Annotated in this window: 11 protein-coding genes; 1 reads left to right on the forward strand and 10 read right to left on the reverse strand. The window is 60.9% G+C overall.

Annotated features, from left to right (window positions below; all coding sequences use genetic code 11):
• Positions 1–108 precede the first annotated feature (108 nt).
• Positions 109–2,484 carry an efflux RND transporter permease subunit gene (locus LUU92_RS15680; protein WP_071487961.1) on the reverse strand — a complete coding sequence of 792 codons (2,376 nt, stop codon included), beginning with the start codon at positions 2,482–2,484 and terminating at the stop codon, positions 109–111.
• A gap of 30 nt (positions 2,485–2,514) precedes the next feature.
• Positions 2,515–3,555 carry a WD40/YVTN/BNR-like repeat-containing protein gene (locus LUU92_RS15685; protein ID WP_257103859.1) on the reverse strand — a complete coding sequence of 347 codons (1,041 nt, stop codon included), beginning with the start codon at positions 3,553–3,555 and terminating at the stop codon, positions 2,515–2,517.
• Positions 3,556–3,861: 306 nt separating this feature from the next.
• Between LUU92_RS15685 and LUU92_RS15690 the strand changes: the two genes are divergently transcribed.
• Complete coding sequence (locus tag LUU92_RS15690; protein WP_257102255.1) at positions 3,862–4,977, forward strand: Gfo/Idh/MocA family protein; 1,116 nt, start codon at positions 3,862–3,864, stop codon at positions 4,975–4,977.
• A gap of 69 nt (positions 4,978–5,046) precedes the next feature.
• Here the strand turns inward: LUU92_RS15690 and LUU92_RS15695 are convergent, their stop codons facing one another.
• From LUU92_RS15695 to praB (LUU92_RS15725), 8 genes are all read right to left on the reverse strand, one after another.
• Positions 5,047–6,750, reverse strand: coding sequence for an AMP-binding protein (locus tag LUU92_RS15695; protein ID WP_257102256.1), 1,704 nt, complete (start codon positions 6,748–6,750; stop codon positions 5,047–5,049).
• A 31-nt stretch (positions 6,751–6,781) separates the two neighbouring features.
• The gene (locus LUU92_RS15700; RefSeq protein ID WP_257102257.1) at positions 6,782–8,080 is read right to left on the reverse strand and encodes an acetyl-CoA C-acetyltransferase; all 1,299 of its coding nucleotides are present in this window, start codon (positions 8,078–8,080) and stop codon (positions 6,782–6,784) included.
• Positions 8,077–8,967, reverse strand: a complete 891-nt coding sequence (locus tag LUU92_RS15705) for a MaoC/PaaZ C-terminal domain-containing protein (RefSeq protein WP_071487966.1) — start codon at positions 8,965–8,967, stop codon at positions 8,077–8,079. Before LUU92_RS15705 ends, LUU92_RS15700 begins: the two co-directional genes overlap by 4 nt.
• Positions 8,968–8,970: 3 nt before the next feature.
• Entirely contained in the window at positions 8,971–10,314 is a 1,344-nt protein-coding gene (locus LUU92_RS15710; RefSeq protein WP_257102258.1) for a 3-oxoacyl-ACP reductase, read from the reverse strand.
• Positions 10,315–10,404: 90 nt separating this feature from the next.
• Positions 10,405–12,930, reverse strand: coding sequence for an acyl-CoA dehydrogenase (locus LUU92_RS15715; protein WP_257102259.1), 2,526 nt, complete (start codon positions 12,928–12,930; stop codon positions 10,405–10,407).
• Between the two features lie 263 nt (positions 12,931–13,193).
• On the reverse strand, positions 13,194–14,651 hold the full coding sequence (locus LUU92_RS15720) for an outer membrane protein transport protein (RefSeq protein WP_071487969.1): 1,458 nt from the start codon (positions 14,649–14,651) through the stop codon (positions 13,194–13,196).
• 86 nt (positions 14,652–14,737) lie between these two features.
• A complete protein-coding gene (gene praB / locus LUU92_RS29035; RefSeq protein ID WP_083351458.1) occupies positions 14,738–15,253 on the reverse strand; it encodes an alkane oxidation protein activator PraB in 516 nt (171 codons plus the stop codon).
• Positions 15,254–15,650: 397 nt separating this feature from the next.
• A complete protein-coding gene (gene praB, locus LUU92_RS15725; protein ID WP_071487970.1) occupies positions 15,651–16,145 on the reverse strand; it encodes an alkane oxidation protein activator PraB in 495 nt (164 codons plus the stop codon).
• Positions 16,146–16,229 lie beyond the last annotated feature (84 nt).

Here is a 16,229-nt window from a genome sequence, read left to right on the forward strand (position 1 = left end):
TGGAGCTTGTCCGTGCGCAGATTGGCAAGCCACTGGATGAGAAACTGTTCCTGAAACTGTAACCCGCAAAAAAGCCGCACCCTGTGCGGCTTTTTCGGGGGCGGCGACTCAGTGCGCAAACAGCGAGTTGCCCTTCTGCCCCGCCAGTTTTTCCGGTTTGATCAGGAAACGCGCCAGGGCCGGCAACAGCCACAGTGCACCGAACATGTTCCACAGCAACATGAAGGTCAGCATCAGGCCCATATCCGCCTGGAACTTGATGGCCGAGAAGATCCAGGTGCACACGCCGATCGCCAGGCACAGGCCGGTGAACAGCACGGCTTTACCGGTGGACTTGAGCGTCTGGTAGTACGCCTCCTGCAATGGCAAACCGGCACGCAGGAAGCTTTCCAGGCGGCTGTAGATGTAGATGCCGTAGTCCACGCCGATGCCCACACCCAGGGCCACCACCGGCAAGGTCGCGACCTTGACGCCGATGCCCATGAATGCCATCAGCGCGTTGCCCAGCACCGAGGTCAGCACCAGCGGCAGCACGATGCACAGCGTCGCGGCCCAGGAGCGGAAGGTGATCATGCACATGGTCGCCACGCACAGGTACACCAGGATCAGGATGGTCAGTTCCGACTCCTTGATCACTTCGTTGGTGGCCGCTTCGATCCCGGCGTTACCGGCGGCGAGGATGAATTCCAGGCCGTCCTTGTTGTTCTCCCTGGCAAAGTCCTGCACCGCATGCACCGCACGGTCGAGGGTCTCGGCCTTGTGGTCGTTGAGGAACACCAGCACCGGCGCCAGGGAACAGTTGTTGTTGTACAGGCCATCGGCACGGGCGATGGAGTTGTTCAGCACATCCGGGTTGCGCGACAGGGTTTCCCATTTCAGGTTGCCCTCGTTCATGCCCTTGATCATCTGCTTGGACACGGTCACCAGCGAAATCGCCGACTGCACGCCCTCGGTGTTCTGCATCTTCCACATCAGTTGGTCGATGGGCGCCATGGCTTCATAGCGCGAGCAACCTTCGGCCTTGGTCTTGACCATCACCACCAGCACGTCGGAACTGGTGGAGTAATTGCTGATGATGAAGTTGTTGTCCTTGTTGTAGCGCGAGTCCGGGCGCAACTCCGGCGCACCCTGGTCAAGGTCGCCGATCTTCAGGTTCTGGCTGTACCAGAGGCCGCCGCCAAAGGCGACAAGCGCCAGGGCGATGGAGATCGGCGCGACTTTCGGGTTGGCAAAATTCGACAGCAGGCGCCAGAACGAATGTTCGCGATTCGCGTCTTTCTTGCTCTTGGCGATGGCGCGCTTGCTGATACCGACATAGGAGATCGCTACCGGCAACAGGATCAGGTTGGTAAACACAATCACCGCCACGCCGATGGACGCGCCGATCGCCAGTTCACGGATTACACCGATGTCGATGATCAACAGCGTGATGAAGCCCACGGCGTCGGCCAGGATTGCGATCATCCCCGGCAGGAACAGTTGCCGAAAGGTGCGCCGGGCGGCGGTCAGCGCGTTGTCCGCCTCGCTGGACTGCAGCGCGATGCCGTTGATCTTCTGCACGCCGTGAGAGATCCCGATGGCGAAGATCAGGAACGGCACCAGCATCGAATAGGGATCAAGGCCGAAACCGAAGAAATGCATCAACCCCAGCTGCCAGATCACCGCCACCAGCGTGGTGCTCAACACCGCAACGGTGCTGCGCAGGCAGTTGGTGAACCACAGCAACAGAATCAGGGTGATAACAAACGCGATGCCGAAGAACATCACCACCATGACCAGGCCGTCGATCAGGTCACCGACCTTCTTGGCGAAGCCGACGATGTGGATCTTGACGTTGGGGTTCTGGGCTTCGAACTTGTCGCGGATCTTGTCTTCCAGTTCGTGGGAGAACTTGCGGTAGTCCAGGGCCAGCAACTTGCCCTGGTCCTGCGGGTCCGGGTAGGACTCCAACAGCGGGATGTCGACAATGCTCGATTTGAAATCGTTGGCCACCAGTCGCCCGACCTGGCCAGACTTGAGCACGTTGTTGCGCAGTTGATCGAGACTTTCCGGCGAGCCGTTGTAGCTCTGCGGGATCACTTCACCGCCGGCAAAACCCTCTTCGGTCACTTCGGTCCAGCGTACGCTGGGGCTCCACAGCGACTTGAGCCCCGAACGGTCGACGCCGGAGATGTAGAACACCTCGTCGTTGATCTGCCGCAGGGTCTCCATGTACTCCCTGGTAAAAATGTCACCGTCCTTGGCCTCCACCGAGATGCGCACCGTATTGCCCAGGTTGGCCAGGTCGTTGCGGTGTTCCATCATCTTTTCGATGAAGGGGTGCTTGAGGGGGATCATCTTTTCAAAGCTGGTGGACGGGCGTATCAACGTTGCCTGCCAGAACAGGAAAATACTCACCAGCAGGCAGATCACGATCACTGCCGGGCGGTTGTTGAAGATCAGGCGCTCAAGAAAGGTCGCTTTATCGTTGTGATGACTGCTCATAGTTCCCCGCCTTCTTCTTATTTTGGCTCTTTATTTCAGGAGCAGTTCGGCGCCAGTCGGCGTGGCAACCCGCACCCCACCCTGCCCGGCCAGAATCAAGTTGCCGTTGCCGGCCGCCGTGACGGACGACAGCGAAATCCGGTCCGGACGGTTGAACACGCTGAAGGTCAGCCCATCGTCATGGCTGACCACCACGCTGCCGCCGTTGCCCACCACGACGATGGCACCGTCCTCCAGCAACGCCGCGCCCGACAAACCAAACTCCAGCGCTCCCCGCGCCGCGTTCAATTCGACCTGTTCCCAGGTACTGCCGAAATCCGTGGAGCGGTACAGGTTGCCGCGCAAGCCGTAGGCCAACAGCGTTTGCGCTTGGGCGGTGCCGATCACGCCAAACAACGAACCCTCGTAGGGGCCTTCGAGTTTTTCCCAGGTCTGGCCGTCGTCACTGGAGCGGAACATGCTGCCCTGCTCGCCGACGATGAACAGGCCGGCATCCTTGATGTGGGCAATGGCGTTGAGGTGATACTGGTCTTCGTTGTCGAGGCGGTCGCTGACGTCATTCCAGGTCTTGCCACCGTCGGTGGTTTCAATCAGCGCACCGTAGGCGCCCACGGCCAGGCCGTGGTTCGCGTCGTTGAACCACACATCGAGTAGAGGCGCTTCGCGCTTGAGGTCCTGATACTGCTGGCTCCAGGTCGCGCCGCCGTCGGTGCTGGCGAGGATCTGTGCATCGTGGCCGACCGCCCAGCCTTGCTTGTCATCGACAAAAAACACCGCCGTGAGCAATTGCCGGGTGGGGACTTTGGCTTGGGTCCAGGTGCTGCCCTGGTCGTCCGAATAGAGGATGTGCCCGCGATCACCGACCGCCACCAGGCGCTTGCCTGCGTGGACCACGTCGATCATCAGGCCCTTGGCGGCCTTGGGGGATTCAATCGCAAAAGCGGTATCGCCGGCGGCCTGGACGGAGGTCGACAATGCGGCTGACGCTACCCCCAGTCCAAACAGCGAGAGCGCTGCGGCCAGCATCGCAACCCTGCGTGCGGCGCGTGGGCGGCAGACAACCCACCCCATGACAGGCTCACTCATAGACCTTTCTCCCATTTATTATTGTTATCGCTCGCCTTCCGGGGCCTTGGAACCTGCAATCTAGAGCGCCTGGAGGAAGCAGGGCCATCCTATCGGGCTTTCGAATCGTCTGACAATCGGCGCTACGTTATCTTTTGTTAACTGCAGGCATTTGGCCCCATGGTGAATGTAGCTGCATTCGCCGGGGTGATTGCCAGCGCACAAATGAATTTTTATTCCATCTATTGAATTTAAGGAATTTTTATTCCATTAATAGCCTTCCTGAAAACAATAATCCAAAGGACCACGGCGATGCGTGAACTCGGAATCGGCTTGATCGGCACAGGCTTCATGGGCCGCGCCCATGCATTGGCATTCAATAACGCCCGTGCGGTATTCGAACTGCCGGTACACCTCAAGCTGGCCGCCCTGGCCGATGCCGACAGCGAACGCGCCCGGCGCTGTGCCACCGCCTGGGGGTTTGCCCAGGCCCATGGCGACTGGCAGGCGCTGATCAATGATCCGTGCGTCGATGTGGTGGCTATCACCACGCCCAACCATTTGCACTACCCCATGGCCATGGCCGCGATAGCCGCAGGCAAGGCGGTGTACTGCGAAAAACCCCTGGCCGTGAGCCTGGAACAGGCCGACGCCATGCGCCGCGCCGCCAGTGCCGCCGGGGTGGTGACGCGGGTCGGCTACAACTACCAGCACAACCCGATGATCACACTGGCGCGGCAGATGATCGCCAGCGGCGAGCTCGGCGAAATCATCAGCTTCCAGGGCGAGTTCAGCGAGGACTTCATGGCCGACCCGGCCTCCCCGTGGTCATGGCGGTGCGAAGTCGAACATGCCGGAGGCGCCCTGGCGGACCTGGGCAGTCATTTGTTGTCGATGGCCCGTTATCTGGTGGGGGATGTGCTGAGCGTGTGCGCCGACACCCAGACCGTCCATGGCCAGCGCCCTGCCGTCAAAGGCAGCGCCGAGCTGAAATCCATCGCCGTGGATGACCAGGTGCATGCCCTGCTGCGTTTCGCCAATGGCGCCCGAGGCACCGTCAGCAGCAGTTGGCTCAAGCACGGCTACAAGAACCACCTGAGTTTCGAGATCAGCGGGACGCAAGGCACCCTGGCGTTCGATCAGGAACGCTTGAATGAATTGCAGGTGTGCCGCGTGGGTCAGGAGGGGTTCCAGCGTTTGCTCGCTGGCCCTGCCCTGCCGGGTTATGCGGCGTTCAGCCCGGCGGCGGGGCATCAACTGGGGTACAACGAACTGAAGACGCTGGAGGTGCAGGAGTTGATTCTGGCGCTGGCAGGCCAAGGTGCGGATGGCACGGACTTTGAAGCAGCGTGGGAGGTTGAGCGACTGGCAACGGCGATTCGCGTAGCGGCCCAAGAAGAGCGCTGGGTAACCGTGAACGCCGCCTGAAACACAGCACAGGTCCATTGTGGAAGGGGGCTTGCCCCCTCCCACATTCGGATCATAGACAATTCGAGGTCAGCGCAAGGCCCGGCGCAGTACTTTGCCGACGGTGGTCTTGGGCAGTTCAGTGCTACGAAACTCCACGAACTTGGGCACCTTGTACCCTGTCAGGTACTCCCGGCAATGCGCCAGAATCTGCTCCTGCGTGAGGTTCGGGTCCTTGCGCACCACGATGATCTTCACCTTCTCCCCCGTCACGCCATCTTCCACCCCAATCGCCGCCACTTCGCCCACGCCTGGATGCAGCGCCACCACATCCTCGATTTCATTGGGGTACACGTTGAAGCCCGAGACCAGGATCATGTCCTTCTTGCGGTCCACCAGGCGGATATAGCCGCGCTCGTCCATTACGCCGATATCGCCGGTCGACAGCCAGCCGTCGGCGTCCAGCACCTCGGCGGTCGCCTCCGGGCGTTTCCAGTAGCCCTGCATCACCTGCGGCCCGCGCACTTGCAGTTCGCCCTGCTCGCCGATGTCGGCCAGTTCGCCGTCTTCGCGCATGAAGCGCACCCAGGTCGATGGCAAGGGCACGCCGATGCTGCCGGTGAACTCCATCTCACGCATGCGCGCAATGTTGATCGGGCTGATACTCACCACCGGCGAACACTCGGTCAGGCCGTAGCCTTCGATGATCGGCAGCCCGGTGACTTCTTTCCAGCGCTTGGCCACCGCCGTGTGGGTGGCCATGCCGCCGGCGATCACCATGCGCAGGTCGGAAAAGTCCCGCGCACAGAACTCCTTGTTCTCCAACAAGCCGTTGAACAATGTGTTGACCCCGGCAATGCCGTTGAAACGCTCCTTGCGCAGGATCATCTGCACCCGTTTCACATCCCGTGGGTTGGCGATCAGGATGTTGCGCCCGCCCAGGCACATGAACATCAGGCAATTCACCGTCAGGGAAAAGATGTGGTACAGCGGCAGCAAGGTGACGTTGGTTTCCTGCTTGTCCTGGTCCAGTTGGTCCCCCACCCACGCCTTGGCCTGCAGCAGGTTGGCGATGATATTGCGGTGGCTGAGCATCACGCCCTTGGCGTCGCCGGTGGTGCCGCCGGTGTATTGCAGAAACGCCAGGTCGTCCAGATGCATCCCCACTGGAAAATGGTTGAGTGCCCGCCCCTGTTTCAGCACTTGGTTGAAGCGCACCGAACCGCGCAGGTTGAACGCCGGCACCTGTTTTTGCACACGGCGCAGGATGAAGTTCATCGCTGCGCCCTTGAAGGTGCCGAGCAGGTCACCGATGGCCGCGATCACCACGCGCTTGACGCTGCTGCCGGTGATGACTTTTTCCAGGGTGTGGGCGAAGTTCTCGAAAATCACCACGGTTTCTGCGCCGCTGTCCTTGAGCAGATGCTTGAGCTCATGGGCGGTGTACAACGGGTTGACATTGACCACTACCGCACCGGCCAGGATCGTGCCCAACAGGCAGATCGGGTACTGCAAGCAGTTGGGCATCATCAGCGCCACGCGGTCGCCCTGTTTGACCCCCTGCCCCTGCAGCCAGGCCGCAAAAGCGTAGCCTTGCACCTGCCAGTCGGCATAGGTCATTTCGGTGCCGATGCTGACGTACGCGACCCGCTCGCGAAACTTATCCAGGTGCTCCAGGAACACCTCGCGCAACGACGGATAGTCCTCGATACCGGCATCGATATCCGCCGGGACGCCAGGCAGGTAAGCGTTCAACCAGACCCGTTCGGTGTGTTCCAGGCTTACAGCGTTCATGGCAGTCTCCTTGTTGTTGTTTTTGATAGAGCTACTTTTCGACGATGGCGGTAATGCCCAGCCCGCCCGCCGCGCAGATGGAAATCAGGCCGCGCCCACCACCGTTCTCATGGATGATCTTGGCCAGCGCCGCCAGTTGGCGGCCACCGGTGGCCGCGAACGGGTGGCCGCAACCGAGTGAGCCACCGTTGACGTTCATTTTTGCGCGGTCAATGGCCCCCAGCGGTGCCTCCAGGCCTAGGCGCTCGCGGCAATAATCGGCGTCTTCCCAGGCCTTGAGCGTGCACAGCACCTGGGCGGCAAAGGCTTCGTGGATCTCGAAGAAATCAAAGTCGTTGAAGCTCAAACCTTCACGCTGGAGCATGCGCGGCACTGCGTAGGCCGGGGCCATCAAAAGGCCTTCGGTGCCGTCGACGAAGTTCACCGCGGCGGTTTCGCCGGTACGCAGGTAGGCCAGCACCGGCCAGCCGTGTTCGGCGGCCCACGCCTCGCTGGCCAACAACACCACCGAAGCGCCATCGGTCAGCGGCGTGGAATTGCCCGCCGTGAGCGTGCCGTCCTGACGGTCGTAGGCCGGGGCCAGGCCGGCGAGTTTCTCCAGGCTGGCGTCGGCGCGCAGGTTGTTGTCCTTCGCCAGCCCGCGATGGGGGCTGATCAGATCGTCGAAGAAGCCGCGCTTGTAGGCCGCTTCCAGGCGCTGATGGCTGGTGAGGGTCAACTCATCCTGAGCCAGTCGCTTGATCTGCCAGCGCTTGGCCATTGCTTCGCAGTGCTCGCCCATGGACAAGCCGGTGCGTGGCTCGCCATTGCGCGGCAGCAATGGTTTGAAGAACATCGACGGCCGAACCTTGAGCAACGTCTTCAACTTGGCGCCCATGCCCTTGACGCGGTTGGCAGCGAGCAAGGTGTGGCGCAGGGATTCGTTGATGCCGATCGGTGCGTCGGAGGTGGTATCGGAACCGCCGGCAATGCCCACCTCGATCTGGCCAAGGGCGATCTTGTTCGCCACCAGCAAGGCCGCTTCCAGGCCGGTGCCGCAGGCTTGCTGCACGTCGTAGGCCGGCGTGTCCGGGGACAAGGTGGTAGAGAGCAACGACTCACGTGCCAGGTTGAAATCGCGCGAGTGCTTGATCACCGCCCCGGCGGCAAACTCCCCGAGGCGCTGGCCGTGCAGGTTGTAACGGTCGACCAGGCCCTGCAAGGCGGCCACCAGCAGGTCCTGGTTGCTGTCGTGGGCGTACACCGTGTTGGAGCGGGCAAACGGGATGCGGTTACCGCCGATAATCGCCACGCGGCGGGTCGGCGGCGGGTTGAAGCTGTAGTCACTCATCGAACGCTCTCATTCCAAATGAATAGGCCACGCATATGGGGCTTGTCGCCGGCGAAGTTGCGCACTTCGAATTCACGGCGCGGGCCGGTCACGGGGCGATTCCACAGCGCTACCTGGCCGGGCAGGAAGATCGGCAGCTTGAAGTCGCAATGGGCCTCGGCCTGGTCCAGCCCGCCGGGTGGTTGCTGGGCGGCGAGCGCCCGGCCCAGGGTCCACATGCCATGGGCGATGGCACGGCGGAAACCGAAGAGTTTCGCGCCGATCAGCGAGGTGTGAATCGGGTTGAAATCCCCCGACACCCTGGCAAAACGCCGGCCCAGGTCGGCGGGCAACACCCAGCGTTGGGTGCGCAACAGCCCCTCCTCCTGCAACGGCAACACGTCGTCCCATGGCTGGCCGACCGGGTCCTTGACGTCCCGGCGCAGGTACAGGCTGTCGCTCTCCCAGACCAGGGTGTCGGCGCCGTAGGCTCGGGTGGCGATGCTCAGCGCCTGGCCTTTGGGATGGGCAACCCAACGCTCGGCATACACCTCCAGGCGCAACGCCTGGCCCGGGTGCAGGCGCTGGTGCTGGCGAATGCGATTGGCCAGGTGCACCATGCCGCTGGCCGGGTACGGGAAGCTTGGGCGCGTGAGCAGCATCAGGTGCAGCGGGAACGCCAGCACATGGGGATAGGACAACGGCACACCCTGCTGGCGGCGAAAACCGCAGGCGCGGCCATAGGCCTCAATGCCGGCGCCGGACAACTCTGCCGCCGCGCGCACCAGGCGCTCCCTGGGCAGCACCGGTGCGCCGTCGAGTTTGGGTTTGCGCAAGGCGCGCACGCCATCCAGCAGCAAGCGGGTGCGCGATGGCGGCGGGTCGATAATCTGCGTCGCATAGTCCATGGCTCAGGCCCCCAGCAGGCTTTGCCCGCACACGCGTACAACCTGGCCATTGACCCCGCCGGAAGCCGGGTGTGCCAGCCAGGCGATGGTCTCGGCCACATCAATCGGCTGACCGCCCTGGGACATCGAGTTCATGCGCCGCCCCGCTTCGCGGATCATCAGCGGGATTTTTGCGGTCATCTGGGTCTCGATGAACCCGGGCGCCACCGCATTCACAGTGACCTGCTGCGCCGCTGCATGGGGTGCAAGGCCTTGCACCAGGCCAATCACACCGGCCTTGGAGGTGGCGTAATTGCTCTGGCCGAGGTTGCCGGCGATGCCGGAGATCGACGACACGCACACGATGCGCCCACCGGGATTGAGCCCCTGGTTGTCCAGCAACGCCTGGCTGAGTTGCAACGGTGCGTCGAGGTTGACGGCCAATACGCTGCGCCACGCCGCCTCGGGCATTTTGGCGATGGTTTTGTCACGGGTGATCCCGGCGTTGTGCACCACCACATCAAACCCGCCGTATTGGCTGGTGTGGGCCTGCAACAAGGCGGCAGCGTCCGGGGCAGTGATGTCCAGCGGCAACGCGGAACCGCCAACGCTGGTGGCGGCTTGCTGCAATGCGTCTTGCGCCTGGGGCACGTCCACGCACACCACATGCGCGCCCTCCCGGGCTAACACCTGGGCAATCGCCAGGCCGATGCCACGGGAAGCACCGGTGACCAGGGCGCGGCGGCCGGCGAAGGGTTTGTCCCAGTTGACCGTGACCTGGCCATCTACCGGTTGTTCCAGGCGCACCACTTGCCCGGACACATAGGCCGAGCGGCGCGACAGGAAGAAACGCAGGCTGCTGTCCAGCGCGCCTGCGGCACCAGGCGCCACGTAGATCAACTGCACGGTGATCGCCCGGCGCAGCTCCTTGGCCAGCGAACGCACCAGTCCCTCGAGGGCGCGTTGGGCGATGGCCTGGGGCAAGTCCTGGCAATGTTCCGGCGCAGTACCGAGCACCACCACACGGCCATGGTGGCCGATGCGTTTGGCGTTGGCGTGGAAGAATTCATACAGCTCGTCCAGCTGCTGCAGACTGGCCACGGCGCTGGCGTCAAACACTGCGCCCTGCACCTTGACCGTGGACGGTGCCTTGGGCGTGGCCGGGGTGGCCATGACCGTGTCGGTGGCCACGAACACACGCTGCACTTCAGCGGCCAGGCGCCCTGCCCCAGCGACGATCACCGGGTTGACCAGGCCGTGCTGGCCGCTGCGATGGCGTTGCAGCGGCAGCGGTTGCGGTAAACCCACGGCCTGGGCCAGGCGACGGCCCCAGGGGGAATTGACAAACGAGAGGTAGCTGTCACTCATAGATAGATTCACTCACCACACATACATGCCGTGTAAACCCGGTCTGTGTGGGAGGGGGATTGCCCCCTCCCACATTGATTGGTTTTTTTCCTAATTGACCGAGGCGTTTTCACTCTGGCTGGCGCGACGTTTCGTCGTCGGCTCCAGCGCTTGCTTGCGCTGTTGCAACGCCTCCAGCAAGCCGAAGTCCTGCGGGAAGTCGTCCACCTGAATGCCGTGGTCGGCGTATTCCACATAACGCCCGAGCAAGGCGTCTTCGTCGTCGCTGATCAGGTCCAGTGCACGCGCCTTGACGCGCCAGGTCGTGAACGCCGTGGCGGAGATCGGCATCGGCTCGATCAGGCCCTGCTTGACGGCGGATTTGAGCCGGGCCTCGATCAGCTCCACTTGCGGCAACAGGCGAAAGCCCAATTCGCCATAGGCCAGCTTGTCGATTTCCGGACGCGGGATGTAGGAATTGGCCAGCAGGCGGTCGCGGGTTTCCCCCGGCGTCTGCACCACATCGGCCACCTGGGCCAGCAGGCGGTCCGACGGTTTGCGCAGCGGGATACCGAAGGGGAACGTCAAGGCCTTCAGCACGGAGGCGGCGGCTTTCGACGGGTAATTGTCGAGCACTTCGGCCAGTGCTTCATGGGCGCGCAGCAAGGCGTCCTGGGCCGCCCAGTGCACCAGCGGCAAATCCGCCTGGGGCCGGCCGTCATCCTCGAAGCGCTTGAGCACGCAGGACAGGATGTACAGCTGCGACAGAATATCCCCCAGGCGCCCGGTGATACTTTCCTTGCGCTTGAGGGCACCGCCCAGCACGCCCATGGAAATGTCCGAGACCAATGCCAGCACCACCGACAGGCGATTGGCCTGGCGGTAGTAGGACGCCAGCGCGGGGTCGGTCTTGGCCGGGGCAGAAATCAGCCGGCCGCCTGTAAGGGAATGCACCACTGCACGCACGGTATTGGCCAGCACAAAACTCACATGGCCGAACATGGCACTGTCGAATGCTTCCAGCGCCTTGCGCCGATCAGGATTGCGCGCCGCTTCCATCTCGCGGAACACATAGGGATGGCAACGGATCAGGCCCTGGCCAAAGATGATCAGGCAGCGCGTCATGATGTTCGCGCCTTCCACCGTAATGGCGATGGGGCTTTGCTGATAGGCGCGGGCCAGGAAGTTATTCGGGCCCATGCAGATGCCTTTGCCGGCGACGATGTCCATGCCGTCATTGACGATGATCCGCGCCCGTTCGGTAACGTGGTACTTGGCAATGGCCGAGATCACCGAAGGTTTTTCACCGGCATCCAGGGATGCTACCGACACCTTACGCACCGCATCACAGGCATACAGGTGCCCGGCCATGCGCGCCAAGGGCGCCTGTACCCCCTCGAACTTGCCGATGGGCAGGCCGAACTGTTTACGCATCGCCGCATACGCGGTCGTGCCGCGCACCGCGACCTTGCCCAGGCCGACGTTGGCCGATGGCAGGGAAATCGCGCGCCCGGCGGCCAGGCATTCCATCAGCATGCGCCAGCCGTTGCCAACTTGTTCGCGCCCGCCGATCACCCATTCCAGCGGGATGAACACATCCTTGCCGGTGGTAGGACCGTTCTGGAACACGGCGTTGAGTGGCCAATGGCGGCGACCGCTGTTGACGCCTGGGTGAGACGTAGGAATCAACGCGCAGGTGATGCCCAGCGAACCCGGCGCCCCCAGCAGCCCGTCCGGGTCTTCTGCGCGAAACGCCAGGCCGAGTACCGTGGCGATCGGACCAAGGGTGATATAGCGCTTGTCCCAGGTCACCCGGAAGCCCAGCACTTCCTCGCCTTCATGCATCCCTTTGCAGACGATGCCCAGATCGGGAATCGCCCCGGCATCGGAGCCGGCATACGGGCTGGTCAGGGCAAAGCACGGGATGTCTTCACCCCGTGCCAGACGCGGCAGGTAGTAATTGCGCTGGGCGTCGGTGCCGTAGTGCAGCAGCAGTTCGGCCGGGCCGAGGGAATTGGGCACCATCACCGAAATCGCCGCCGCCGAGCAGCGCGTCGACAGCTTCATCACCACCTGCGAGTGCGCATAGTGGGAAAAGCCTTTGCCGCCGTACTGCTTGGGAATGATCATGCCGAGGAACCCGGCGTCCTTGGTGTATTGCCAGCCCTCGGGGGACATGTCCTGCCAGACCTGGGTGGTTTCCCAATCGTTGGCGATGTCGCACAGGGTTTCCACTTCATTGTCGAGGAAGGCCTGTTCTTCGGCGCTCAGGCTGGCAGGCGCGGCTTGCAACAGGCGCTGCCAGTCAGGCTTGCCGCTGAACAGCTCGGCGTCCCACCACACGGTGCCAGACTCGATGGCCGCGCGTTCGGTATCGGACATGGCGGGCATGATTGTACGAAACAGCGCCAGAGCCTTGCTGGTGAGCAAGGTGCGGCGCAGGGGTTTGATGGTCATCAGCACTGCAGGCAGAAGCACCAGGAGCGCCGCGACGGTCATGCCGAAACCGGCGACCACGTTGAACAGATAACCGGCTGCCAGCCAGATCAGGCCAGCGCCCAGCCAGTGAATGGCAGCAGCTTGTCGATACGCCAGGGCAATCGCAGCTGCGACACCCACCAATAACCAGATAACCATGGGGATACCTCTACTCGATCAGGGCGTGGCAAACACTATGCAGCTCGAAATGAGCGGCGGCGTAAAGCCACACTACAAACTCGGAAAAGCAAATTCAAATTTTATTTTGAAATTTTTATTTAATTCATTGGCAAAAAAATAGCGGCTGAACCCGTCAGCCTGCTCAAGTGATAGTGAAGAGCTCATCACCCCTGAATAGGAGGACGCTCACAGATAAGGGCAGCAAGATGCGCTTGATGCCCTTCTCCATCATCCTCTTAACGTCAGAACGCGTAGGTTGCCGAGAGACTGACCACATCGCCCGACGATTCTGCTTTACCGTCAAGGCTGGCGCCCCCCAGGCGATCGACGTTCTTGGTCTTCAGCTTGACCTCCTGTACGAACTGGTGGGAGTAGGCCACGTCAAAACTCAAGCCCTTGATCGCTTTCACATCGTACCCGGCTCCGAGTGAGAGGAAGGTGCGGTCGCCGTCCGGAATCCGTGGATCGCGGGTCGAATTACGCGTTGGCGTCTGGTCAATAGCGACACCGGCACGCAGGGTCAACTCATCGGTAGCGCGGAAGTCGCCACCGACCGAATACATCCACGTATCTTTGTAGTTGTAAGGAATAGAGACGATATTGATATCGCCAGACTTCAGCGTGAGATCCTTGAACGATGACCATTGCGTCCACACCACACTCGCGCCCAAGGTGAAGCGGTCGTTGAATTGGTGCACCCAGTCAAAGCCAGCCGTGGCCGGAATATCGAGCTGGGTACTGGCATGGGCACCATCGGGGAACAGTTTTAGGCCTGGGTAAGCCACTTCAACCAATGTTCCGTTGCCACCTATCGGGCTGGGTTGGGTCATCAAGGCATTGTTATACGCGTCCGCCCGAATATTGTACTTGCCCGTCATCTTGTTCTTGATCTTGGCATGATAGTTAAGGCCCAAGGTGTCTTGATCAGTCGGTTTCCAGGTCACACCGGTAAACCAGCCTGTCGAAATATTGTCGACCTTGACCCGCATCAGCGCGCCCCCCACGCCTGAGGGAAATTGGACACCACTCAGCTCAGGGCTGTTGGAAAGGGAAGCCGCGGAAAACAAATCGATGTTCTGGCTCACAAAACCTTTGCTGTGCTGAACAATCAAACCGCCACCAATGGAAAACTGATCATTGACCTTGAATGAAAGAGAGCCTGTCAACCCAACGGTTTCGATCTTTGTATCCACGGCAAAATCACGGAATTTGGAGTCCTCATTCCATGTCGAACGCATGCCTTGGGGCACCACCTGGCTCAAACCGAAAGCGAAGCGGTCGCCAAGTGGCATTACCATGAACCCTGTCGGCAACCACGCCGTAAACCCGCCTTGTCCCCCATCGTTGTTGTTCACCGCAGCCGCCGATATATCGGGAAAACCGTTGTCCCCAATTGGAATATTGGAAATAGGGTCGCCTTTGTAATCATTGGCGCTCCCCTTGTATTTGATCTTGATGCGCGCGTAATCGACCGTAAACTGCGCAACGTTATGTTCTACGAAAGCCATGGCTGCCGGGTTGTTGTACGCAGAACTCGGATCGTTCTTGAACAACGAACCGCCAGCAAATGCCCGACCCCAACCAGGTGCCCCATAAGTAGGCGTAGAGAAACCGCCGGCGTGCACAGGCGCGGCAGCCATCACCCCTCCCATTAATGCCAAGCCCAGCAGAACCTGTACCTGTTGTTTTTTATTATTCATACGGCACTCCTTATTGTTATCTCACTGAGTCGGCCCCAGCCGACTCGTGTTGCTACTTGGTTTTCCTGATTTGCTGTGCATCCCGCTCAGGGAAGCACGGTAATACCTGGGGCCACGGCGCCTAGGCTGACAATGGTGCAGCCACCTGTAAGTGCCTGGTTGCTCGCGCCCACACTCAAGCCGCCAGGTGTATTAGCCAGCGAGACAGAGACGGTGGATGGAGCACAATGAGTCGCAGGCCACGCGGGAGAGGTCGTCGCGTAGGTCAAGGCCATGCCAGTGATTTGACCAGTGGCGATGCTGGTAGGCGTCAACCGCCAGGGTAAATCAGTGGGCTGATACAGGGCACAGATCGCCCCTCCGGAAAGTGACACGGTGTTGATTCTCAGCCCTGCACCCTCTGGCTCCACCACGCCTGTAAATGCGAAGCTGCAGTTGACCGCAGCTCCAAATGTCGACGCGGATTTAATGGTTATAGTCCCGCCCGAACTGGTCGTTAAAATCGCGCCGGGTGGACTGAAAGACGCCGCATTGGCAACCGCTCCCAGGCCAAGACACAACACTATCGAGCCTGCCTTTACGAGTGCTATCAAACTCTTCATTACCTTTTCTTCCCTGTGTGACGGTTGATATGAGCGTGAACTGTTATTCAAGGAATAAAAATAGCGTTGGAAACTTCGACACTCATCTATACCACCGTACCGCCGCCAGCCGGCACTTGATGGGTTGCTGAAACATCAAGACCACCGGGGCCATTGCCAATACTCACGTTAATAGGCGGCCATCGGCACTGCCGCAGAACTAAATCAAGCAAACAAACACGTGCGATCACAGTCGTCTTTTGCACTTGACGTATTCCTCTCTGAACTAATGACAGCGTTCACTCGGTATAAATGGACACTTCACGTTCAAGGGAACACCTGGCGCGCCTCAACAAGCGCCTCAACAGAGACGCTTGTCTTCTTAAGGGGTGATCAGCCCTTTGTTCTCAAACAACCATCAAGGAACAATGGTCAACGTCGGCGATGGGGTCACGCTCAGGCTCACCACGGTGCAACTGCCACTCAGGGTCTGGTTGGCAGCGGTCAGCACACCACCGCTGTAGCCCACGGTAATAGTCGAAGGGCCGCAATTGGAGGCTGGGTACAGAATCGAGCTGGCGATGGTATAGCCGACGTTTGTCACCGAACCGGCGGCAGGGCCCGTGGCAGTCAGGGTCCAAGGCAAACCGGTGATCTTCGGCAGCGCGCACAGGCCGCCACCGGTGACCGCGACGCCAGTGATCTTGGCCACGCCTGTCGCATCGACATTCCCGGTAAACGTGGCACCACAGTTAACGGTGGCCTGGAAGGACGAAGGCGACTTCACCGAGATGGTGCCTGGCGCGGTGAAGCTCGTGTTTACAGGACTGATGCTGTACGCGTTCGCCATCGAAGCAGCACCCATGCAAACAGCCAAAGCAGACAACGATACGAGGGTTTTCAAGCTTTTCATTGTTTTTCCTCACATGTTATGGCGAAGTCATTTCGCCGGGGGTAATGGCCATGAACGAGAGGTCACGGTGAATCTGCAGAACTT

The sequence above is a fragment of the Pseudomonas extremorientalis genome (assembly GCF_024584605.1).
GTDB classification, from domain to species: domain Bacteria; phylum Pseudomonadota; class Gammaproteobacteria; order Pseudomonadales; family Pseudomonadaceae; genus Aquipseudomonas; species Aquipseudomonas extremorientalis.

What these genes read in the sequence shown, in the direction of transcription:
- LUU92_RS15680 (WP_071487961.1), bottom strand. Translation starts at nt 2,484, where the DNA reads ATGAGCAGTCATCACAACGATAAAGCGACCTTTCTTGAGCGCCTGATC.
- LUU92_RS15685 (WP_257103859.1), bottom strand. Translation starts at nt 3,555, where the DNA reads ATGGGGTGGGTTGTCTGCCGCCCACGCGCCGCACGCAGGGTTGCGATG.
- LUU92_RS15690 (WP_257102255.1), top strand. Translation starts at nt 3,862, where the DNA reads ATGCGTGAACTCGGAATCGGCTTGATCGGCACAGGCTTCATGGGCCGC.
- LUU92_RS15695 (WP_257102256.1), bottom strand. Translation starts at nt 6,750, where the DNA reads ATGAACGCTGTAAGCCTGGAACACACCGAACGGGTCTGGTTGAACGCT.
- LUU92_RS15700 (WP_257102257.1), bottom strand. Translation starts at nt 8,080, where the DNA reads ATGAGTGACTACAGCTTCAACCCGCCGCCGACCCGCCGCGTGGCGATT.
- LUU92_RS15705 (WP_071487966.1), bottom strand. Translation starts at nt 8,967, where the DNA reads ATGGACTATGCGACGCAGATTATCGACCCGCCGCCATCGCGCACCCGC.
- LUU92_RS15710 (WP_257102258.1), bottom strand. Translation starts at nt 10,314, where the DNA reads ATGAGTGACAGCTACCTCTCGTTTGTCAATTCCCCCTGGGGCCGTCGC.
- LUU92_RS15715 (WP_257102259.1), bottom strand. Translation starts at nt 12,930, where the DNA reads ATGGTTATCTGGTTATTGGTGGGTGTCGCAGCTGCGATTGCCCTGGCG.
- LUU92_RS15720 (WP_071487969.1), bottom strand. Translation starts at nt 14,651, where the DNA reads ATGAATAATAAAAAACAACAGGTACAGGTTCTGCTGGGCTTGGCATTA.
- praB (WP_083351458.1), bottom strand. Translation starts at nt 15,253, where the DNA reads ATGAAGAGTTTGATAGCACTCGTAAAGGCAGGCTCGATAGTGTTGTGT.
- praB (WP_071487970.1), bottom strand. Translation starts at nt 16,145, where the DNA reads ATGAAAAGCTTGAAAACCCTCGTATCGTTGTCTGCTTTGGCTGTTTGC.